Origin of the sequence: Mesotoga sp. Brook.08.YT.4.2.5.2., from assembly GCF_003351125.1 — a bacterium.
GTDB lineage: Bacteria > Thermotogota > Thermotogae > Petrotogales > Kosmotogaceae > Mesotoga.
The window spans coordinates 1-22,487 of the sequence record NZ_JPGZ01000010.1 but is presented as its reverse complement, the minus strand read 5'-3'; the positions used below and the strand labels follow the sequence as shown (position 1 = coordinate 22,487).

Genomic DNA, 22,487 nt, shown 5'->3' with positions numbered 1-22,487 from the left:
TCTTGACCTGTCTCAGTGTCTCCGAATAACTGGAGATGGAAGTGATGTCAAAGGCCCAGTATTCTTTCTCAATTCTACGTCTGCCCTGCTTCTTGAAGAACATCATCCTCTCTTCTTCTGAAATGGATTGGAACAGCTCACTGCTGCGCTGTGATGGTATGTCTTCTCCATAAGGATGGGCATGCAGTCTCTGCCAATGAGAAAACCGACTGAGTGAGTTATTCTCTTCGAGAATAAGATAATAGGCTACCGATAGAATCATTCTATAACGGTCGGGAAAGCAGGCTTTCAAATCGGCCGCGACTTCGGTTATCTTTCCAACCTGATCGAGAAGATAGCAAGCACCATAGAAATCCCTTCGGATTTTGGTTATTGGTACAGGTCCAGGCTTTCTCAAGATGCCATCCTTCTGTTCAGAATCCTTCCTGTATGGTCTGGTCGGTACGATTTCTCCAGTGTCTGGATCCAGCTTGCCGATTAAGGTTCTCTTGGCTCTGGACTGTTGTTTTTCCCTGTCCCAATAGGCTTCGTTTTTGTAGACATATGTGATTCCTGTTTTCTTGTTCTTCTGATAGACAATCCCCATCTCTTCACCTCGTTACATACATTATAATATATAACGAGGGATAAACCTATAGAAAATAACTCTAACTTAGTCTTTTCAACGCTTCACGAAGGTTCTCATCGTTAGACTTTTCGGGAACTTAGGATAGAATGAGGGTAGAGGGAGTGCCCAGTCGTCATTCCAAAATGATTCAGAATTCTGCTCCTAAAAATCGCAGTACGCTTAGGAGCAAGGACCCGCTGATCGCTGTGGAGAACCGTCCTTCGTTGCCCGTCCCAGATCATGGACCCGTCCTTCGCTGAGACCCAAGCCCAGATCCTGAACAGGAGCACTTCAGGATGACGTGAAGGACTGTCATCCCGTGATGGGTCTGCACGGGATCTGGTCTTGAAGTACCGAGGTTGCAGGTTCGAAAAACCTTGAGAGCAGTATTTTGAAACAAGTTCAGCATGACGGGATGCGATGTTCTCCAAATAACCTAAGGCAATCATTTCAGAGTCGGATCCTGAATTTTGTTTTCGATCTTCTTCTTATTGGCTTAACCAAGAACGAAGAACAGGTCCTCGCTCTGGAACGAAGAACGAGTTTTCCTCGGAGAACGGTGAACCGATAACGGACAACCATTTTCTTATTCAACTTGCATCTTGCAACTCGGAACTGAGAACCTGCAACTGATCTTGCAGCGGACAGCGGTTCATATGAGGGCTCACAATTCTTCTGCTACACATTGAGTTATATGATTCTCTTGAAAAAATCGAAGAGAAATACGTTCTTGTTTCTTTGCGAGTAGTTCTGCAATTCCTTGCTGAAACCCTTTCTGGAGAAAAGCACGAAAATCCTGTCGGTAGTCTCTGTAATTGTCGAGGCCTTCCGCTGGAGTTCTCTCAGAGTATCTATACCCATTGGCTCTTGGCGGTATTTGCATTCCCCGAAGATAACCGGGACGTTATCCCTGTCTACGCCAACAATATCGATCTCTTCCTTCAAATTCCACCATCGTCCGATTCTTGAAATCCGGTTTCCAAAGAAGCCTGCGCCTGTCATCTCTTTCAGAGCTTCCTGGCAGACTCTCTCATAAACGAAACTCAAGTGGCTATCGATGAAGCTCGTGCGGATCTTCTCGATTGCAGGGGTCGTGTTCTCCATTTCTAGGTAACTCCTGAAGGGATACACAAACCTGAACCAAAACTGGCTGAAGTTGTCCTTTATCCTGTAAAGCCCTTTCTTGCTCTTTTCAGGGTTCTTCTCGGTCACCGGCACCTCTCTTTCAACGAGGTCCATATCCATCAACCCGTTCATGTAGTAACCAATAGATGGCTGCTTCATATTTAGACGTGAGGAGATTTCAGAGGATTTGTGGCTCCCTTCGGCGATCGTCTTCAGTATGGAGAAATAGGTTCTAGTCTCTCTGAACTGCCTGTTTAATAGGAAGATCGGTTCTTCATAGAGATAGCTTCCCTTTTTCAGAACATTGTCGGTGATATTTTCAATGAAGTCTTTCCCGGGTTGAAAGAGCTCTATGTATCGAGGCACGCCGCCCGTAACCGCATAGATGGTGAGAAGATCCTCATCGCTCTTCTCCGGGAAGAAATCAGCAAAGTCCGAATAGGGAATCTGTTTGAGATTAATCTGGGCCGTCCTGCGCCCGTAGAGAGGGCTAGAATAATCCAGCGTTTCGGAGTACATCATTCCTATCAGCGAGCCACAGAGAATCAGCATAACGTTTCTATTCTTGAGCATTTCGTCCCAGATTCGCTGGAGTTTCGTGGAAAAGCCCGGGCTCGACATTACAAGGTAAGGATATTCGTCGATTGCGATTATCGTTTTCCCCTGCCCTTTCGTGAGCAGGTCGAATATGCTTTGCCATTCCAATTTGTTTCCTGAACTCAGTATCTCCAGGCCTGTCTTGTCAAAGGAAAGCGATTGAAAGTATTGGAGATTCTGCCCCTCTTCTTCCTCGGTAGAAAGAAAATAGAGAGAGTCTTTTCCCTGCATGAATTGCTTTATAAGGGTTGTCTTTCCTATCCTTCTCCTTCCGTACAGGATCACAAAGGAGCTGCCATCTCTTTCATACTCTCTCTCAAGAATTCGGATCTCCGTTTTCCTGCCGATGAACACTGTAATCACTCCAATAATAATAGTCATGACTATTATAGTCCAAACTATAATGATTTCATAGCTATCTAGAATCTCCCCTTGAGAATGGCCAAAGCGGAAGACTTAATATATTGCAAGGCCTTCCCTTTTCACATTGAGTCGACTTCATGGATTCTGTTCCTAGTTTCCTGAAGAAGCGTTTTGATGATTGAAATTGACGTTACTAGTGAAGCGGAGAGATTATCGATTAGAATCTGTGTGGCGTTCACGAAGACACAAAAAAGCTATTCGGAGTTCTCTACCTGCTCCGCCCACGAAGACACCCTCAGTCAAAGAGAATATACCAACATGATTCACGTGAAAACAACGTTGTCTGTCATCGGTCCGCCGTCCACCGGAAAGAAGCAGTTCCAAGTTCCATGTTGTCAGTTGCAAGCAGAAGAAATAGTTGTCCGTTGTTGGTTATTGGTAACCCGTCCTTCGCTGAGACCCAAGCCCAGATCCTGAACAGGAGCACTTCAGGATGACGTGAAGGACTGTCATCCCGTGATGGGTCTGCACGGGATCTGGTCTTGAAGTACCGAGGTTGCAGTGGTGGTTGCAGGTTCGAAAAACCTTGAGAGCAGTATTTTGAAACAAGTTCAGCATGACGGGATGCGATATTCTCCAAATAACCTAAGGCAATCATTTCAGAGTCGGATCCTGAATTTTGTTTTCGATCTTCTTCTTGGCTTTTACGGAGGACGGTGGACCGATGACGGTCAACGTGGTTTTCATCAGCGTACAGCCTTCAGCGGCTCTTTTTTGTCTTCCCAGCGGGTCCATGCTCTACCCAACGTACAGCCTTCAGCGGCTCTCTGATCTTCCCAGCGGGTCCTTGCTCCTAAGCGTACTGCGTTTTTTAGGAGCAGGATTCTGAATCATTTTGGAATGACGACTGGCTACTCCCTCTACCCTCATTCTATACTCTCTACTTTCTCTCTTATGACAATACACGAGAATGACGGAATCCTAGACGAAGAACCAAGAACCTGGACGCGTAGCGTCGGAACGAAGAACCGTTCTTCACGAATAACAGGTCCTCGCTCTGGAACGAAGAATGAGTTTTCAAACAAATGGGACAGACTCGATTTTCATAGCCGTTGTTAGTGGTTGGTCAGGAGGAAAAAAGGAGTTTTACCGAGTTCATCAAGAAGCAAACGAGATTTACTGATCAGAACACTCACTTTGTAAGCTGACTTGATCCTCAAATAAACTGGGACAAACTAGATCATTCGCATCTGCGCAACATTCTTCTTAGTGCGAAATTGGTTGATTTGCTCTTCTTTGCTGACAGAATCTTGCGAAATGACGAGACAAGTGCCTCTCCCTTTTGATAACGAACCGGGGGGGATTTTACAGAACTACCAAGATATTTCATTAAACACAATGCTCTTGTGCAAATCACCTGACTAAGCGAGAGATCCTGGTTGACAGAGCGATTTTAATCACATTGAAAGGGGGCGATCTAATGGATAAACGACAGCTCCTGAGAAAGGAAACTGAAACCGCACCCGATGCTCTCATAGAAGAAATCCTTCGGTTTGTGAAGGCATTGAAAGAAAGGAATCTGTCTGCATTAATTGCTGGCGCGATACTTCCAGTCTTCCCACCTCTCAGGTCCTCCTGGGTCTGTGACTCCAAGCAAAGCTTCTGCAAGCACATGAAGGAAAGACGCTATGCAATAATATATAAGTGGCAATTATAACTATATATTGCCGTTAATTGCAGGTGATTTCTATGAACTATATTGATCAAAACGATGTAAGAGACTGGTTCGAGAACGATCGTTTTCTGACAACCGATGAGCTGGTTAAGAGGCTGAGTCTTCGTTTCCCCGATGCGAAGATGGGGACTCTTTCTGCCAAATTGCACCGGCTGAAGAAAGAAGGACTCGTGAGAAACGTCAGAAGAGGCCTATATGCTGCCGGAAGCAAGCGTGAGTTTGAACCTGACATATCGAAGGAACTCGCAGGTTTGTTTAAGAAGCTTGGTAAGAGATTCCCATACCTGGATAATCTGTGTGTCTGGGATAGCAGATGGCTAAACGAGTTTACGGTACACCAGGCGCTTACTTCGATGGTGATCATAGAAACTGAGCGAGATGCAGAGAAGGCTGTGTTTGAATTCATCAAAGCTGCTTACTCCCGGGTGTTCATTGATCCGACTCCAAAGGAGATAGACAACTACATCCTCGGATGCGAGAAGTGTTTCGTTGTAAGGCCACTTGTAACCGAAGCCCCTGTAACCTCCTTTGATAATGCCGCCATACCGAGGTTAGAGAAAATACTTGTCGATCTTGTCTGCGAGAAGGATCTCTTCGTATCGTTTCAAGGAGAGGAGTTATGCAACATATTTCGCAGAGCTTTGACAGATTACGACGTGAGCCTGAGCACGCTCAGAAGATATGCTAGGCGACGCAGGAGGTTAGAAGAGATAGACAAGCTCATAGTGACCCCGGGAGAGGGCATATGATCACAGAAAATTCCGCAACGGCGGTTGACTGGATATACGTCAGCTCTTAAGATTGGAGAGGAAAGAATATCTCTTATAAATAGAACAATCGGCAATATGTTTATACATTGCCAGTTGTTCTATGAATGAGTTGATTGGTTTGAATGACCAGGATTTTGGTAAACATTTACAGAAATGCCTTGTCGAAATGATAGAATTATAAAGGTACTAGAAAGAAGGGAGAATTATGGCAACAAGAACATTCGAGAAAGAGATTTATATCGACCAGAAAGCTGCGGAGAATATTATTAAAGCAATGAAAGCTGCAAAGAAGCGGCTTAAAGAAGAGTATATAGACGTTAGAGCCTCCATCGAGAGGAGCGTATCTCTATTACCAGAAACATTACGCCGCTAAAGGCCCTGCTAGAAAAGTACGAAGAGAGTGAAGTGAGGGAGGTTTTATTCCTCTTTTTTTTTTGCTCGAAAAACAGCGACGCGAAACGTTTTTTGAGAGAAAAAGCGATTACATTCGAGAAGGCTTCGTGAGCCCGGACCTATTTGATACTGGATGAAGAAGCCTTGATTGATGGGAAGATGAATATCATCGCTTATTTCACGGTATCGAATAAAGCACTCAACCTTAGAGATGAAATCAGCAAGAACGTTAGAAAACACCTTGACGGCCTGGGGAACAAGCGGGGCTCTACCTTCGTTGTTTACCTCATTGGCCAGTTTGGAAAGAACGATACTTATCGCTTGGAGATAGATGGGAATGAACTTGTCGCCCGGGCAATAGCTACCATCAAAGAGGCCTATGAGATAGTTGGAGGTCGGTGTATTCTCATCGAGTGTCAAAATAGGGTCAGACTCCTATTCTTTGTAATGCTTTCTACAAGTCAGGAATAAGAGCGCATTATGATGTGCTTGAGGTCACGTGGAAGGTGGCGAAAGATGTCTGCCCCGATGAGATCATGGATGATAATCAAAGAGATGCACTTATGATTGTTATCCGAATGAACAGGGTCAGACTCCAATTCTCTTGGCATTGTGAAACAAAGGACATATGCTATTATTCAGATACTAGCGATTCTGTTATATGACTGCCAGGAGAAAGACATGGAAGATAACGGACAAAACGAAGTAGGTAATCGATTCAAGAAGGGTTGTTTCTTCGAGACCATCAGCCTGTTTGAGGTACAGACGGTGCCCTTTCTCAATGCAGAACTCGTCCCTCTTTTTGCTGGTCTTCGGGAATTAGGAGAAACGACCCACGAAGAGACCCGCGTGTTATTCATTGCGAGCGGAAACTTGGACCAACCATTTACAATGTGCTCTTCGATGCATTCCAATGTATGGATCTCATTCAATGAGAGCGTAGTAAGGGAGGTAGTTCTTCAAGCCTCCTTTTTTTGTGATTTGAGGTTAGTTTATTGTTTAAGGGAGATGATTTATGCCTGTGAAAATCTTGGTTGTCGATGACTCGGCGGCTGATCGCCTTATGATTGAGAAGATGTTGAGCGAGTACGATCTCCTGACAGCTAGTGATGGCGTGGAAGCAATGCAGAGAATAGATGAGCACGAAGAGATTCAGCTGATCATACTCGACCTTAATATGCCCAGAATGAATGGATTCGAGGTTCTAGCGGCGCTGAAGGCGGATGATCGCTATAAGAGAGTACGAACAATAATACTGACAAACTATGAAGAACTGGAAGACGAAAGCAAAGGTCTGGAACTTGGTGCTGTGGACTACATAAGGAAGCCTATTAGTATAAATGCTTTGAAGGTTCGAGTCAATATCCATCTTGAATTGCTCAGAAGTCGGCAGCTGGAAGAACAGAAGCAAGTCGAGCTAAAGTCAGTGTTCAACACAATCTTTAGCCAGGCACCGATTGGAATTTCGATTTCCTACGCTAGCGGTCCCAAAGATAAGAATGTGGATCCAGAAACACAGATCAACTCAGCATTCGAGCAAATTACCGGTAGAACGAAAGAGGAGTTGATTGAGCTTGGCTGGGCAAGTATTACTCATCCAGACGATCTGGAGAAGGATCTAGAGAATTATAGAAAGCTGAAATCAGGCGAAATCCAGAGCTATACAATGGAGAAGAGGTTTGTCAGGCCAGATGGTTCTTCCGTATGGGTTGAAATGACAGTGGCGTCCTTCCATCTGCCGGGCGAGAGTGAAAGCGGCCATATTGCCCTTCTTAAGGATATATCCAGCCGTAAGGAGTTCGAGAATACACTCAGATATAGCTCTGAACACGATAGCTGGACTGGCCTATATAACCGCAACTACCTGAAAACTCTTCTGGAAGGAGATGATGAGAGCAGACTGCGGGAGAAAAGAGCCTTAGTGAGCGTGGATTTAAGTACAGTGCAGTCACTGACATCTACTTATGGATTTCAATACACTCAGGACCTTATAAAGAAGATTGCAGATATGTTGAGGCAGTTCTGCACAGATAGGCGCCTGCTTTTCAACACATACGAGAATCAATTCGTATTCTACTTGAAGGGCTATAAAGACAAGAACGAACTGACGAAATTTTCCATAGAAGTTGCAAAGCAACTAGAGCCTGTCCTTCTGATGGAAAGGATTAAAGGTGGTATTGGAGTAATTGAAATCGGTGAAGGCGATGAGAAGGATGTCGATCTCCTACTGAGAAGGCTTCTAGTCACATCTGAGAAGGCTTTCAACATATATGATAGAAACATTGGAATCTGTTTCTATAACGAAGAAATCGAGAAACAAATGGTTCGAGAACAGCAGATAACCTTAGAACTGGCGAAAATCTCGACAGACGAGAAGGATTTTGGGCTCTTCGTGCAATTCCAGCCGATTCTTGATCTGAAGTCTAATAAGATAAGCAGTTTTGAAGCTCTGGCGAGATTGAGTATTGAAGGACTTGGCCCGGTGCCGCCTCTGGAATTCATCCCGATAGCCGAGAAAAAAAATCTTGTCGTTCCGATCGGCAGGAAGATTATTCTCCAGGCACTCGGTTTCTTGAATAAGCTGAAGAGAAGTGGTTATGGATCGATCGGGGTTTCAATCAATGTCTCGGCCATCCAGTTATTGAGGGACGGTTTCACAGATAGCCTTCTTGAGATGATAGAGCAAACTCAGGTCCTTCCTAAAAATGTTGGACTCGAGATCACCGAGTCGGTATTTGCCTCGAATCACGAAAAAATAAACCGTATTCTTGGCAAACTGAGTGATATAGGGATTCATACAGCCATAGACGACTTCGGGATCGGATACTCCTCTTTTGCACGGGAAAGAGATCTAAACGTGAACTGTCTCAAGATAGACAAATCCTTCATAGAAAGGCTGCAGTATCTCGAGAGCGATGATGCCATCACCAGTGACATCATTTCGATGGCACATAAGCTAGGTCATTGTACTATAGCTGAAGGGGTAGAACACGAAAGGCAGAAAGAGTATCTGGAGAAATGGGGTTGCGATAGAATACAGGGACATTTGATCAGCAAACCACTGGACGAAGAAGATGCAATTAAATTCCTGGAGAAATATAATCACCAGTAAAGACCGTCTTAATCGTGGATCTCGCAGGTGGTAGGTCAGGAGCATAGAGCAAGAGCTTGAAACAATCCTCAAGAAGCAAATTGAAGCAATATGATCAGAGCCACTCACTTTGTCATCCTGTAGAGCCTGCCCTGAAAGCCTGCCCCAAAATGCTCCTGTTCAGGATCTGGTCTTGAAGTACCGAGGTTGCAGGTAGGTGGTTGCAGGTTCGAAAAACCTTGAGAGCAGTATTTTCGAACAAGTTCAGCATGACGGGATGCGATGTTCTCCAAATAACCTAAGGCAATCATTTCAGAGTCGGATCCTGAATCTTGTTTTCGATCTTCTTCTTCTTGGCTTAACCAAGAACGAAGAACAGGTCCTCGCTCTGGAACGAAGAACGAGTTTTCCTCGGAGAACGGAGAACCGATGACGGTCAACGTGGTTTTTCATCAGCGGAAAGCGGTTCATATTAAATAGGGTCAGACTCCATTTTTCACACTAAACGAGAAATCGAAGGCAAAAAACTGTGAGGGGCTACTTATACACAAAAAGAAAAGACGGAGCCTTTTTCCTGCTAGGCCCACGAAGACACCCCCATGCAGAGAGATCACTCCATGGCTTTTCTGGCAGACGCGGGTTTTTTCATTGCATTATCTTTAGATGATTTGATTATCGAACTCATGACTTCGCCCTCGATAAGCTAAGGAAGTGAACGCAAAAAAACATAGAAGAAGTAAGGAAGATATCAAAGAGTTCTTGATTTTCTCGACTACAGCAGTGGAAGACTTTCTAGAAAAGAACGGCTTTAAGTCGTGAAAGCCTTCTGATTACTCAAGGGCATAATTACATCTTGCGGATCTACACCGGCGGGAAGAAGCTGGTGGAACAAATTGAAAGACACTGCGCACGATTCTGAAGACATTTACAGACTTCAAGGCCCTACTTCGAATAGAGTTGCTTTGAAAACTAATGAGCAACATCATCTTTGCCGCATGCTATTGTTCGTTCTTATAGTCAGGAAAAAATTGCTGTACTTTTGCCGAAGGCATTATTCACACAATAGCGAAGATTTGACTTATATTAACATATATGCTAACATTAACGTGTCTGGTGGAGGAGTTATGGGACTTGTTAGATGGAAGAATTACTCAGTCTATTTTTTCGATGAAGAAGGCGGCAACGATTATGTCGGTGATTTCATTGATACCCTCTATGAAAAGGATAGTGCGACGGCCGCAAGAATACTGAACTTGTTCATAAAGAGACTGGCAGAGGGAAAAGGAGTCACCCAGGAGTGTTACGACCAGCATTTAAAAGGAATAGCATCATCCGACATCTTTGAGTACAGGGACAAATCGACGCTCCTTAAGAAGCAAATACTCATCTATTTTGGCGCTCATAGGCAGACTAAGACCATCGTATTTGTTTGTGCAGGTTTCAAAGGAAGTAAGGCAGAACAGAAGAGAGATATAGAGACAGCAAAGAGAAGATACAAGCGATACATATCTAGGATGTGATGTCATTAGGAGGGTGTGAGTAATATGGCAACATTTGAGCAACTTCTCAAGAGACTTGAGAAGAATGAGGGGTACCAGAAAGCCCAGGAAGAATTCGGTCCGTTATTTGATTTTGTAAACGCGCTTACTGATTTGCGTATCGAAAAAGGTCTGACACAAAAGGATCTAAGTAATCTTACAGGTATAGCTGTGCCTACTCTTTCACGCATCGAAGCTGGCAAACAGAATCTTTCATTCAAAACTATGCAAACACTCGTCAATGCTCTTGGAGGAAAACTGCGCATCACACCGAAAGCGGACTCTGTTGTAGAGCTTAACTCTAAGGCGAAAGAAGCACTTGAAAAACTCGTCGAAAAGACTGGAATGGGGGAATCAGAGCTTATTGAAGGTCTTGTATCTATCTACGAACAAGTGCTGGATGGTGCAGGCAAGCAGAGCATTGAAACAATGAATAGCTCTAAATAGGGTCAGACTCCATTTTTCACATGAAGGTGAAATCGAAGACAGAAGTCTGTGAGAGTGCTTCTAAGGACAGAAAAGAGAGATTAAGTACAGCCTTTCTACTGCTCCGCCTACGGGGACACCCACATTCTAAGAGAATAAACCACTATGGTTCACGTGAAAACAACGTTGTCCGTCAACGGTCCACCGTCCTCGAAATAGATCAGTTGCAAGTGCCAAGATGAAAGTTGCAAGCCATAGAGCAAAAAACTCAAGTTCCGTCTGAACTTCTTTCAGCATCACGTTTCTTCGATATTAACAGTCGGGAAAGAACATTCTTGAGAGCGTCGCTTCAAGGAGAAAAATTCAATAACAAGTGTGTTATCGTGTGCAATGCACAGACTGCCACATTTGAGATACATATTATCGATACGTGGTCGAGCTAATATAAAATATGGTCAGACTCCAATCTTGATTAACCTTCAGCATTGAGACAAAAGGCACCGGGGGTGATTACAGTGATCATGTTCGACAGAGTATGGAAGATGCTCGAGGAGATCGACGCAAGCGAAAGGAAGAAGGTATTCGATGAGATTATTGAACTCCTCTCTGCTTCGAAGGACGAGGAGATGCTTCAGCTTAAAGACGACCTGCTGACATTCGAAGACGACATTCTAGATGACTCGGAAGACCCGATAAAGACGCTTCTTGAAGGTGAAAAGTGATGCAGACTTTCGACTCTCTCAAAAAGGAATGCCTGAAGGATGAAGAATTCGCCAAAGTCTACTATTCGAAGAGACCTCTTCAAATCTTCATCAGGGCGATAAAATCTGCAAGGCTGTAGTACAAATAGGGACTCCATTTTTAGGAACAAGAGCAGTTCCTCGTTCCCACGCTTCGCGTCCAGGTTCCTGGTCATCAGTTCCAAGTTGCAAGATGAAAGTTGAATAAGAAAATGGTTGTCCGTTATCGGTTCACCGTTCTCCGAGGAAAACTCGTTCTTCGTTCCAGAGCGAGGACCTGTTATTCGTTCTTGGTTAAGCCAAGAAGAAGAAGATCGAAAACAAGATTCAGGATCCGACTCTGAAATGATTGCCTTAGGTTATTTGGAGAACATCGCATCCCGTCATGCTGAACTTGTTTCAAAATACTGCTCTCAAGGTTTTTCGAACCTGCAACCGGTGAGTAGCCCGGGGGGATTTCACCCCCGGCTCTCTCAGAACCGGACTTGAACCTCTCGATTCATCCGGCTCCCATTATCCAGCCATATAGAATATCCCCATTGTCCAGTGTACAAAGGGGATTTCATACGACCTCATTTTGTCTGTTTGCTCCTTCCTTGTCTCTGTTCACAGTTCCTCCCTTTCGGTTGTCTGCACAGAGTTGGTTGACTAACCTACAAAACTAAATAACACAGTCCCTTCGCTCCACTCCCATTACAGGAGCTTCATCACTACTACGGACTGTTCCGCCCCTGAATCTGGCATCGGTACTTTCACCCTCGTGGGTCTTCCACTTGCGGCTTTTCCCTTAACATCCAGATCCAGGTTCCCAAGTTCCTAATCGAAGCCTGTACCAGGGTCACGCCACCTGTATGCCGGTCACCATCTGGACAGTAAGCAGGTTTCCTCCAGACTTATCCCGGGATAACCAGGCTTCCCAGTTTAGATGACACTAGTAGATGTTACGACACGTTCACGGTGGTTCACTTGTATTCGTCTCTTCTGGTACTCACCTGACGGGATCGCCGTCCCGCCTTTTCCCGTAACGTTCACTACCATGGCTCTTTACCACAGCAGCTTACGGTGGTTTGAAGCCTCCACCTGCATGGCGGCTTCGAGGGGCCCTCCCTCATCTTCGATTAAGCATGGCTTGAAGTTTCCTTCTTCGCCTTCTCCTGACTTTGTCACCAAAAATGACGAAAGAGTAACAACGGTCTTTGAAACTCGCTGTAGAAGGGAGTTCTTTATTTTATGAAAAGAATATGGTGGTGGCAACTATAAAGAATAGTATTTTCAGAATAATCGATTGACATTTAGACTTAGATATCATGTATGTACAATAATGATGCAGGTTATAAGTTATGTAGATCCTTCTATTTATGTTTGGTTTTCTTTGATGTTAGTGGTATAATAGAGTATGTTTTTAAAACACACGAAGGCCAAAGGGAATACTTATTTACAAGTGGTGCGTTCTTATAAGGATGCCAATAATGTAACCCGACACGAGGTGCTGTTTAACCTGGGGCGTTTGGATAAGCTTAAAGAAGATGAGAGTGTTCAACGGGTTATTGGAGAACTCTTCTCACTGTTTAATGAAACAGGAGAATTTTCTCTCAATGAGATAGAAGGCCAACAGGTTCTCAACTGGGGCTACTGTGTGTACAAACACTTATGGGAGAAGTACGGATTACACAGTTTATTGAATGAGATCGGTAAGCTTTTGGGATTGAAGTATGAGCTCAACGATGTGGTCTTTTATGAGGTGTTAAATCATTTACTCAACCCGGCTTCGAAGTTGTCGGGTTTCGAGCAGCGTGAATCCGTCTACGCCAATTTGAAGACCCATGACGATCTCAATGCCTTTTACCGCTGTCTGGATGTATTGGCCGATAATAAGGATGAGATTGAACGGTATGTCTTTGAGAAGAATCGCACATTATTCAACATGAAAGTTGACGTAGTCTTCTATGATGTAACTACCTTTCACTTTGAGAGTGTGAAAGCTGATGAGTTGCGCAATTTCGGGTTTTCGAAGGCGGGCAAGTTCAATGAGGTACAAGTGGTGATGGGGATGCTGGTGGACCTTGAAGGAAGACCGGTGGGTTATGAGCTGTTCCCTGGTAATACGTTTGATTCTAAGACACTGGTGAAGGCTTTGGACAACTTAAATCAAAAGCTTGGGGTGCGTCGTGCGGTGATAGTTGCCGACAGAGGGATCAATGCCAAGATGAATTTGAAGGCGATTGAAGATAGCGGTTATGGCTATGTGGTGGCGTCCAAGATTAAGGGGATGTCTAATGCCATTAAAGCGAGGATATTGGAAGATAAGTGGGACGGGGAAAATCTGAGTTGTGAAGAAGAAGGCGTTTTCAAATACAAGGTGTTAGAGCATGTGAACAGGGTGTACGATTCAGAAACCAAAACGATGCATGAATTGGATGAACATCTGATAATTACATACTCCCTCAAGAGGGCCAATAAAGATAAAAGAGATCGTGAGAGACAATTGGAAAAGGCACGGGTATTGCTTGAAAGTACAGCAAAGATCAAGGCCTCCAACAGGAGGGGACCAAAGAAGTATCTGAAGGAACATCGAAAGGATAAGAGTGACTGGGAATTGGATGAGAAACGTATCGCCTATGAAGCCTCTTTCGATGGTTTTTATGGGATTCAAACGAGCGAAAAGCAGTTGGCACCAATGCAGATTGTGGAGATTAAAAACACCCTCTGGAAGATTGAAGAATCCTTTCGGATTCTAAAAACCACGCTTGAAACTCGCCCGATATTTCATTGGACTGAAAAAAGAATCCGGGGACATTTTGTGTTGTGCTTTCTGGCTTTTCTAATGGAACGCTCATTGGAGATTAAAGCAAAAAAGAATGGGATTGATGCATCTCCTCAAAAACTGAAGGAATCTCTCAAATCACTACAGGTGATGGGTTTTTCTACAAATCATAAGGACTATTTTTTGAAGACAAAGGGGGATCCGCTTGGGAATAAGTTGGTGAGGCTCTTTAGAATAAAGCCTCCCAACAATGTGACGGAACAATCTGAACTCGTTCTTTGATTTAGATAAGATTTAAGTCGCTTCTGTTCGTGGTGGCAATTTGGCATTTTTTCTTTCCAACTTTTGCGCTATGACTGATTTTGCACTCTTGATCGTGACAAAGTCAAGAGCATGGCTTGAAGTTTCCTTCTTCGCCTTCTTGGCACACACCTACCTGCAACCTCGGTACTTCGAGACCAGATCCCGTGCAGGTGCATGACGGGATGACCCTGAACAAAACGTTTTCAGGGCAGGCTAAGTGAGTGGATTCCAAGTCAGGCTCATGAGTGTAAGCTCTCGAATGACAGTCCTTCACGTCATCCTAACAATGTTCTGGCCAGGATCTCGGTGTTCCGCGAAAAATGGGACAGACCAAAGGAACCGGTCAGTCCCTATTTTCGCTATAGTCTTCTCGTGAGCGCAGCGAACGTCCGACAGTGCTCTTTCTCGATTGTTGTTGACGATTTCGGTGGACGGCGGACCGTTGACGGATAACGTTGTCTTCGTCGGCGACCAGCGGGTTCTCCGCTTTTAAGCGCACAGCGGTTCTTCCAGCGTGCAGGTGCATCACGGGCTGACCCTGAACAAAACGTTTTCAGGGCAGGCTTACGGGTGATGAAGTAAGGAGTTTGTACGAGTGACATGGGGTGATAGCCTTCTCTTGCATCGCGTCATTCTGAGATGATCCTGCTCAGAATCTTGCTCTTCTTGTGAGTGAGCGAACTCTCGATAATGCTCTTTCTCGATGCTTCTTATTGGTCTCGCAAAGCCGAAACTGGTCTGTGCGAACAGACAGTCTTCAAAATCGCCTCCTGCCGAAGGCAGCCTTGCGTCCCCGGATGCTTCTCCGGGCATTGCGACCTGGCGAAGCCAGCCTTGCGTCCGCCGATGTTCTTTCGGCGCCTTGCGTCTAATTTCAGCAGTGACTGACTTTCTCTCGGCTCGTGAGCGTAGCGACCGTCTCGACAATGCTCTTTCTCGATGCTTCTTATTGGTCTCGCAAAGCCGAAACTGGTCTGTGCGAACAGACAGTCTTCAAAATCGCCTCCTGCCGAAGGCAGCCTTGCGTCCCCGGATGCTTCTCCGGGCATTGCGACCTGGCGAAGCCAGCCCTGCGTCCGCCGATGTTCTTTCGGCGCCTTGCGTCTAATTTCAGCAGTGACTGACTTTTCACTCGTTTCGTGAGGAAGCGAACGGCTCGACATTGCTCTTTCTCGATTGTTGTTGACGATTTCGGTGGACGGTGGACCGATGACGGACAACGTTGTCTTCGTCAGCGACCAGCGAGTTCTCCGCTTTTAAGCGTACAGCGGCCTTTTCGGTGAACGGGTTCATGATCTTGAACGGTCAACGGCGAACCGTATTTCACAGCGATCAGCGGGTTCTTGTTCTTAAGCGCACAGCGGATCTTAGAACAAATAGGGACCTTATCATATTAATAAGGAAAAGTCTACTAATCAAGTGACATTCAAGTTGTCAACCATATCCTTAGTGGCAGCTAAGGATGGATGAGCATCCTGGGAGTATTCAGGATCGGAATGCATCATAATTAAATCTACTCAAGAGAGAGTTAATGCATCAAAATAGAATCTATTCAAAATCGAATTGAAGGAGATTAAGAACACCTCCCTTTGAGTTAGATTTAGACTTCATTATTCGTATATCAGCGCACCAAAAGGGATTACGCAATAGTAAAAGAGGTGTGAGTAGAATCAGTCACTGGAGCGAACACGGCAGTATCAAGGACAATAATCATCATTTCTTATCGAAGAGTTAATCGTATGTTCCGGTCGATTAATGAGTTTATTCAGAAGCTTGTGTTATTATAATTCAATGCCTATTATTTTCGCGTAAACACTTCCTATTCTTAACCGCCCATCATGGGCGGTTCTTATTTTTTCGCTCTTATTTGTACAGGAGGCTGGCAGTGCAGTTCAGCTAAGTGACTCAAGCGGGATTCCGCTTCAGTGTACGACGAGCTGGCTGCCAAATCGGAGACTTAGTCCGTGATCGGAGCACGAATCAGAATCTAAAGCCTTCTTCAAGGATGGAAGTACAGATCTGGACGATCTTAGCGTCATAGAGAACTCCTGCGTTCTTTTTGATCTCTTCTATCGCAGCTTCAAAGCCAAGCGCCGCCCTGTATGGCCTGTGAGAACTCATCGCCTCAATCACATCTGCAACGATAATGATTTTGGCTTCTAGCAAAATCTCGTCACTCTTCAAATGTCTCGGATAGCCTGAACCGTCTAGCCGCTCATGATGTTGGTAGACAATATCTGCAACGGGCCAGGGTAGGTCGACCTTCCGAAGGATTTCATATGCGGTTTCGGGATGCTTCTTGATCATCTCGAACTCGATATCGCTCAGTTTTCCTGGTTTGGATAGAATCTCTGTTGGAATATTTATCTTCCCAATATCGTGAACCATCGAAGCAACTCTTATAGACTCAATAGTAAACTCGTCAAGACCCATTCTTTCTGCTATTTCTAAGGCCAACTTCGCAACATTCTTCTCATGAAACTGAGTGTATGGATCCTTAAGGTTCAGCATATCAGAGAGAACACTGACTACAGAATTGAAGGCTCGCTTCAGAGCTTCGTTTGCCTTCTGGCGCTCAGTTACATCTCTTGCAATCCCCTCTATAGCGATCAGCCTTCCGTCATTATCGTAAACTGGAACATTAAGCTGTTCTGCCCAGACTACTTCGCCATTTTTTTTGATCCACCTAAGTACTACTGGAGAACGATCTACATGCTCCAGCAAATCTCTCAACTTTTCACGATCATCTGGATGAACCAACTCGAAGCCAAGATTTGGATTGGCATAGTGATCCTCTGGAGTGTAACCCGTAAGCTTTGTAGATGATGGGCTGACGTACGAAAACTTCTGTTCGGGATAAAGCTCTATTCTGTATATCAGGTCGCTGGCCTTTTCGGCGATTAGTCTGAACTTTCTTTCACTTTCTTCGAGAGCCCTTTCGGCAGAAGTTCTAAGCTCCTCTTCCTTTTTTCTTCTAATGGCGTCTTTAACAGCAAAGGGAAGCCTTGAGATGTGCTCCTTAATGACGTAATCTGTTGCACCGGCCTTCATGCATTCGACTGCAGTCTCCTCATTAATAGAACCTGTCAGGATAATTACCGGAATATTCGGAGCGTGTTGGAGCGTTAGTTCTATCACTTCCATACCACTGAAGCCGGGCATCATGAAGTCTGAGACTATCAGAGTGGGCTTAAAAGTGCCAATAGCGTCTAGAAATCCTTCCCAATTGTCCGTGGTAAGAAAACGCAGACTTAAATCCCAATCCGCCAGCCCTCTAGTTATTTCCAGCTTTGCCAGTTCGGCATCACTTACTAAATCCTCTACAAAAAGTATACTCACTACTGGAGAAGAAGGCTCTTGATCAGATATTGTTCGAACCATAGACACCTCCTGAAACTACTTGATGATAGCACGAAAGAACCTTCCTTAAGAAGTACGAACAACACTCATTGATCAGAAACCCAACAGAAATCATCGGGCATTGTCTTTCTGTGGTGCTTATTCAACAGGAGCGAAGACTATAATTCTTGTAGAAGTAATTAAGGCAGACTGGCAGGAGGATTTTCTATGGGAAGAGAAGCACTTATAGCTTTGATAAATAACGCAGCGTTACTCATAGCTCTTGCGGCTGTTTATGGGCTCTTCTATGCCCGATCTTCGCCGAGCAGACAATTCTCAAGTCAAGTGATCTCAGGTTTGTTTCTCGGTATGATCACTCTTGCCGTAATGCTCAACTCATGGCAGCTAGCTCCTGGAGTAGTTTTCGATACAAGATCCGTTGTTCTTGGGCTTATAGGCCTCTACTTCGGTCTCGTGCCTTCTTTGATCGCGGCTTCCATGAGCATTGCTATGAGAATGTTCATGGGAGGAGGGGGTACGCTCGCCGGCATAAGTAGTATTATCAGCTCGGTTTCTGTCGGTCTCCTTTGGCGACACTTTTTGAAAGAGAGAAGGACACGCCACTCGATTGTTGAGTTGTACCTATTCGGAATCCTCGTACATGTTTTTATGTTGTTATGCATGCTTCTTCTCCCATCGCCAAGCCGAGAGACTTTTTACGCCGTTGCCGCACTGCCGGTTATGCTTATCTATCCAGCAGCAACTACGGTAGTTGGGTGGGCTATGACAGCGCAATCAGCCAGGCGGCGCGGAGAGATAGCGGAGAGAGTGCTGGCGGCTACAAGCAAAAGACTAGCAACAATCGTTAAGAATTCTCCGATAGCCATCGTGAGTCTTGATCTCGAATACAGAGTAACAAGCTGGAACGAGGCGGCTGAAAAGATCTTTGGCTGGAAGAGTTCGGAGGTAATAGGCAAACCCCTGCCCTACATTCCGGAAAACATGAGAGAAGAACACGCTAGAATCAACGAAGAGACTTTGAGAGGTCTATCGGTTCACGGAAAGCGATTTGTAAGGTTCAGAAAGGATGGCAGTGAAGTTGTGGTGAAGTTATTCAGTGCTCCGATAAGGAATGACAAGGGAGATCTCGAGGGAATGCTTGGAATCCTTGAAGACGTAACCGCACAGCACAAAGCAGAAGCCGCTCTCAAGGAAAGTGAACTCCGTTTCAGAAGGCTGTACATGAACATGAATGCTGGCATTGCCATATACAAGGTTACTAACTCAGGAGAAGATGTGGTATTTCTCGATATGAACCCCGCCGGATGCAAGATAACCGGGGTCACGAAAGAAGAGATCCTTGGAAGAAGTGTGCGGGGGGTCTTCCCGAAAGTAGTTGAACTCGGGTTGTATGACACGATGATTGAGGTTTGGAAGACCGGACGCTCCAAGCATCATCCAGTAATGAACTACCGTGACGGTAAACTGGATCTAAGAGTTGAGAACTTCGTTTACCGTAACAGGCCGGATGAAATAGTTGCTGTGTTTGAAGATGTGACGAAGCGCGAGTTAACACTTCAAGAACTTGAACGGAGAGTTTGGTGCAGAACGAAAGAGCTTGAGGAGGTAAACAAGGAGCTTGAGGCCTTTACTTACTCAATGGCCCATGATCTGAAAGCTCACCTGAGAGCAATTAATGGCTTTTCTAAGATAATCTCGGATCGTTACTCGGAACTTATTCCTGAAGAAGGCACTCGCTATCTGGGGTTCATACTCAAGGCCGGGGAGGATATGTCGGAGCTGATAACGGGCCTTCTTGAGTACTCAAAAGTAGGTAGATCTCCCCTTAACCTAGAGATCCATTCTTTGAAGGAAATAGTTGATGAATGCGTTTCTACACTGTCAAGTAGAATTGAAGAGGAGTATGCTTCGGTGCAGACCGCCTCTGAGATGCCAAATGTCTATGTAGATCGCACGCTAATGAAAAGGGCGGTTATCAACCTTCTTCAAAACTCCTTGACCTATCACAAACCAGAAGATCGAGCCGCAGTGAAGATATACTCTGAAAGAAGAGGAGAATGGGTACACTTGATTGTTGAAGATAATGGAATAGGAATAAGTCAGAAGTTCCATAAGAGGATCTTCAACATATTCCAGAGGCTCCATTCTAGCGAAGACTTCCCGGGAAGCGGTATAGGTCTGGCTATTGTGAAGAAGTCGATCACTTTGATGGGTGGGGACGTTTCTGTGCAATCAGTGCCGGGAGAAGGAGCAAAGTTCATAGTGAAGATAAAGGAGGCCAGGCTTTGAAAGAAGCTTTGATACTGCTTGTCCAGGATAACCAGATGGACGTCGAACTGACACTTGACTCCTTCAGACAGGTAGGACTTACGAACCGAGTCGAGATTGTAAAGAGCGGTGAAATGGCTCTCGACTATGTGTTTGGCAGAGGGCGATACGAAGATAGAGAGGCATTCCCTGTGCCTGATCTTGTCTTGCTGGATCTCAAATTACCCGGGATTTCTGGACATGAAGTTCTTCACGAAATAAAGCATTCCGAACTCACAAGAAGGATCCCTGTCGTCGTCCTTACATCTTCTCGTGAAGAAAGAGACAGGGCAATTTGCTATGACTGCGGAGTGAACTCCTATCTTGTCAAACCGATCGATTTTGACGAATTCCTGATCGTTGCGAAAGCTATTGGAGATTACTGGCTGACGATCAATGTCGGTCCTCCAGAAGCATAAGGGCCATGAAGGTACGCGGCGGGTTGAGTGTTGGAAAAGAGTGAGAGTTCTTCGTTGAGCAAGGACCTGTTATTCGTGAAGAACGGTTCTTCGTTCCGACGCTACGCGTCCAGGTTCTTCGTTCTTCGTCTAGGATTCCGTCATTCTCGTGTATTGTCACAAGAGAGAAAGCAGAGAGTATAGAATGAGGGTAGAGGGAGTAGCCAGTCGTCATTCCAAAATGATTCAGAATCCCGCTCCTAAAAATCGCAGTACGCTTATGAGCAAGGACCCGCTGATGGCTTTGAAGAACCGTCCTTCGTGAAGAACGGTTCTTCGTTCCGACGCTTCGCGTCCAGGTTCTTCGTTCTTGGTCAAGCACATCTCGTCTGAACCTGATTCAGAATCTCGATCTAAGATCAGTTACAAGTGGAGAACCGTCCTTCGCTCAGACCCAAGCCCAGATCCTGAACAGGAGCACTTCAGGATGACGTGAAGGACTGTCATCCCGTGATGGGTCTGCACGGGATCTGGTCTTGAAGTACCGAGGTTGCAGTGGTTGCAGGTTCGAAAAACCTTGAGAGCATTATTTTGAAACAAGTTCAGCATGACGGGATGTGATGTTTTTGCTCAACAGCTTGCAACTGGTGAGTAGCCCAGGGGGATTTCACCCCCAGGCTCTCTCAGAACCGGACTTGAACCTCTCGATTCATCCGGCTCCCATTATCCAGCCATATAGAATATCCCCATTGTCCAGTGTACAAATAGATGAGGCTCTCTGCGAGCAAGAGCTTCTAGCCATTTACCCGCTTTTGTAAGACCTCTCCTTTTCTTGTACTTGTTTCTTACCCATTGAACTAAGGCTTTGTTTAGCCGACTAAGTACTGTATACATTTCAAATTTGCGAAAGTGACCATAGTAGTTTATCCAACCTCTTATTACCGGGTTGATTCTTTCTGAGAGTTCTTCAATACTCAGGTATGACTTGGTTTGAAGTCTCATTCTCCGGATCTTCTGTCTCATCGCCTTCTTTGCCTGTTCACTCACTGCAGGGGTGAAGCTGTAGAAGATTCGCCCATTTCTGTCTTTGCAGCTGCGGACTCTGAAGGTGTATCCTAGAAAGTCAAAGCTTGTATTTGGATACTCGTCCTTCCTCTTATCGTCTTTGCAGTAGACAATACGGGTCTTCTCTGGATGAAGCTCCAGTTTGCATTCTTCCATTCTTGTCTTAAGACTTTCAAGAAGAAGCCGGGCTTCCTCCAGAGTTCTACAGTGTATCACTCCATCATCTGCGTATCTGGCAAAGGGCTTATCCGGATGAGTCCTCTCCATCCATTTGTCGAAGGCGTAATGCATGAAGAGGTTAGCCAGTACAGGGCTTATTACCCCTCCCTGTGGCGTTCCCTTGCTTCTCTCTTCGACTCTTCCATTAGGTTTCTGAAAGGGTGCTTTCAGCCATCTCTCTATGTAGAGTTTTAGCCATGGAATCTTCACATGTTTCTTGACTGCCCTCATTAGTAGTTCATGGTCTATGTTGTCGAACAGTCCTTTAATGTCGAATTCCAGTACCCAGTCATACCGCCAGCATCTCTGCCTCGTTACTTCAAGGGCATCTATCGCTGACTTTCCCTCCCTGTATCCGTAGGAGTCCTTATGGAAGTGTGGATCTACCAGGGGATTTAGATAGATTTTGGCTACCATCTGGGCTACTCTGTCCCCCACTGTGGGGATTCCCAGTACTCTCTTCCCTCCACTCTTCTTTTCTATCTCTATCGCTTTGACTGGAGGTGGAAAGTAACTGCCAGAGGACATTCGATTCCAAATCTTGTAGAGATTGTTGTCAAGATCGGCTTCGAACTCTTTCAGGCTTACCTCGTCTATTCCTTCTGCCCCTCTGTTCTCTTTCACTTTCTTGAATGCTTCCAGTACTACTTTCTTGGGGATTTCATACGACCTCATCTTGTCTGTTT

The 22,487-nt window shown here is 45.2% G+C and carries 15 protein-coding genes and 1 pseudogene; 12 read left to right on the top strand and 4 right to left on the bottom strand.

Features of this window, described 5'->3' with window-relative positions:
- Together Q502_RS04025 and Q502_RS04020 are read right to left on the bottom strand one after the other, a co-directional pair.
- Positions 1-586: pseudogene (locus tag Q502_RS04025) on the bottom strand (transposase); the annotation flags it as partial.
- A gap of 711 nt (positions 587-1,297) precedes the next feature.
- The gene (locus tag Q502_RS04020) at positions 1,298-2,683 is read right to left on the bottom strand and encodes an ATP-binding protein (RefSeq protein ID WP_220084958.1); all 1,386 of its coding nucleotides are present in this window, start codon (positions 2,681-2,683) and stop codon (positions 1,298-1,300) included.
- A gap of 1,489 nt (positions 2,684-4,172) precedes the next feature.
- On the opposite strand from Q502_RS04020, the gene Q502_RS04010 reads away from it, so the two are divergent.
- The 10 genes from Q502_RS04010 (at position 4,173) to Q502_RS03965 (ending at position 14,431) form a co-directional block, all read left to right on the top strand.
- Positions 4,173-4,409, top strand: coding sequence for a hypothetical protein (locus Q502_RS04010; RefSeq protein WP_102819134.1), 237 nt, complete (start codon positions 4,173-4,175; stop codon positions 4,407-4,409).
- Positions 4,410-4,441: 32 nt separating this feature from the next.
- Positions 4,442-5,176 carry a DUF6577 family protein gene (locus Q502_RS04005; RefSeq protein WP_102819133.1) on the top strand — a complete coding sequence of 245 codons (735 nt, stop codon included), beginning with the start codon at positions 4,442-4,444 and terminating at the stop codon, positions 5,174-5,176.
- A gap of 226 nt (positions 5,177-5,402) precedes the next feature.
- Positions 5,403-5,570, top strand: coding sequence for a hypothetical protein (locus Q502_RS14265; protein ID WP_180977942.1), 168 nt, complete (start codon positions 5,403-5,405; stop codon positions 5,568-5,570).
- Between the two features lie 164 nt (positions 5,571-5,734).
- Positions 5,735-6,061, top strand: coding sequence for a GNAT family acetyltransferase (locus Q502_RS04000; RefSeq protein WP_146024489.1), 327 nt, complete (start codon positions 5,735-5,737; stop codon positions 6,059-6,061).
- Positions 6,062-6,605: 544 nt separating this feature from the next.
- Positions 6,606-8,702, top strand: coding sequence for an EAL domain-containing protein (locus Q502_RS03990; RefSeq protein ID WP_102819131.1), 2,097 nt, complete (start codon positions 6,606-6,608; stop codon positions 8,700-8,702).
- A 1,103-nt stretch (positions 8,703-9,805) separates the two neighbouring features.
- Positions 9,806-10,201, top strand: coding sequence for a hypothetical protein (locus tag Q502_RS03980; protein ID WP_102819129.1), 396 nt, complete (start codon positions 9,806-9,808; stop codon positions 10,199-10,201).
- A gap of 24 nt (positions 10,202-10,225) precedes the next feature.
- Complete coding sequence (locus Q502_RS03975; RefSeq protein ID WP_112109509.1) at positions 10,226-10,666, top strand: helix-turn-helix domain-containing protein; 441 nt, start codon at positions 10,226-10,228, stop codon at positions 10,664-10,666.
- 500 nt (positions 10,667-11,166) lie between these two features.
- On the top strand, positions 11,167-11,367 hold the full coding sequence (locus Q502_RS03970; protein WP_146739767.1) for a hypothetical protein: 201 nt from the start codon (positions 11,167-11,169) through the stop codon (positions 11,365-11,367).
- Positions 11,364-11,486, top strand: a complete 123-nt coding sequence (locus tag Q502_RS14560; protein WP_258394249.1) for a hypothetical protein — start codon at positions 11,364-11,366, stop codon at positions 11,484-11,486. The genes Q502_RS03970 and Q502_RS14560 overlap by 4 nt, the downstream gene beginning before the upstream one ends.
- A 1,295-nt stretch (positions 11,487-12,781) precedes the next feature.
- Positions 12,782-14,431, top strand: coding sequence for an IS1634 family transposase (locus Q502_RS03965; protein ID WP_102819127.1), 1,650 nt, complete (start codon positions 12,782-12,784; stop codon positions 14,429-14,431).
- Between the two features lie 2,001 nt (positions 14,432-16,432).
- On the opposite strand, the gene Q502_RS03955 is transcribed toward Q502_RS03965, so the two are convergent.
- On the bottom strand, positions 16,433-17,833 hold the full coding sequence (locus tag Q502_RS03955) for an HD domain-containing phosphohydrolase (RefSeq protein WP_102819125.1): 1,401 nt from the start codon (positions 17,831-17,833) through the stop codon (positions 16,433-16,435).
- 186 nt (positions 17,834-18,019) lie between these two features.
- Between Q502_RS03955 and Q502_RS03950 the strand changes: the two genes are divergently transcribed.
- Both Q502_RS03950 and Q502_RS03945 read left to right on the top strand, forming a co-directional pair.
- The gene (locus Q502_RS03950) at positions 18,020-20,101 is read left to right on the top strand and encodes a PAS domain S-box protein (RefSeq protein WP_102819124.1); all 2,082 of its coding nucleotides are present in this window, start codon (positions 18,020-18,022) and stop codon (positions 20,099-20,101) included.
- Positions 20,098-20,538: a response regulator gene (locus Q502_RS03945; protein WP_102819123.1), complete on the top strand. Its 441-nt coding sequence runs from the start codon at positions 20,098-20,100 to the stop codon at positions 20,536-20,538. Before Q502_RS03950 ends, Q502_RS03945 begins: the two co-directional genes overlap by 4 nt.
- 702 nt (positions 20,539-21,240) lie before the next feature.
- On the opposite strand, the gene ltrA is transcribed toward Q502_RS03945, so the two are convergent.
- On the bottom strand, positions 21,241-22,476 hold the full coding sequence (ltrA, locus tag Q502_RS03940; protein WP_114794118.1) for a group II intron reverse transcriptase/maturase: 1,236 nt from the start codon (positions 22,474-22,476) through the stop codon (positions 21,241-21,243).
- Positions 22,477-22,487: the final 11 nt, after the last annotated feature.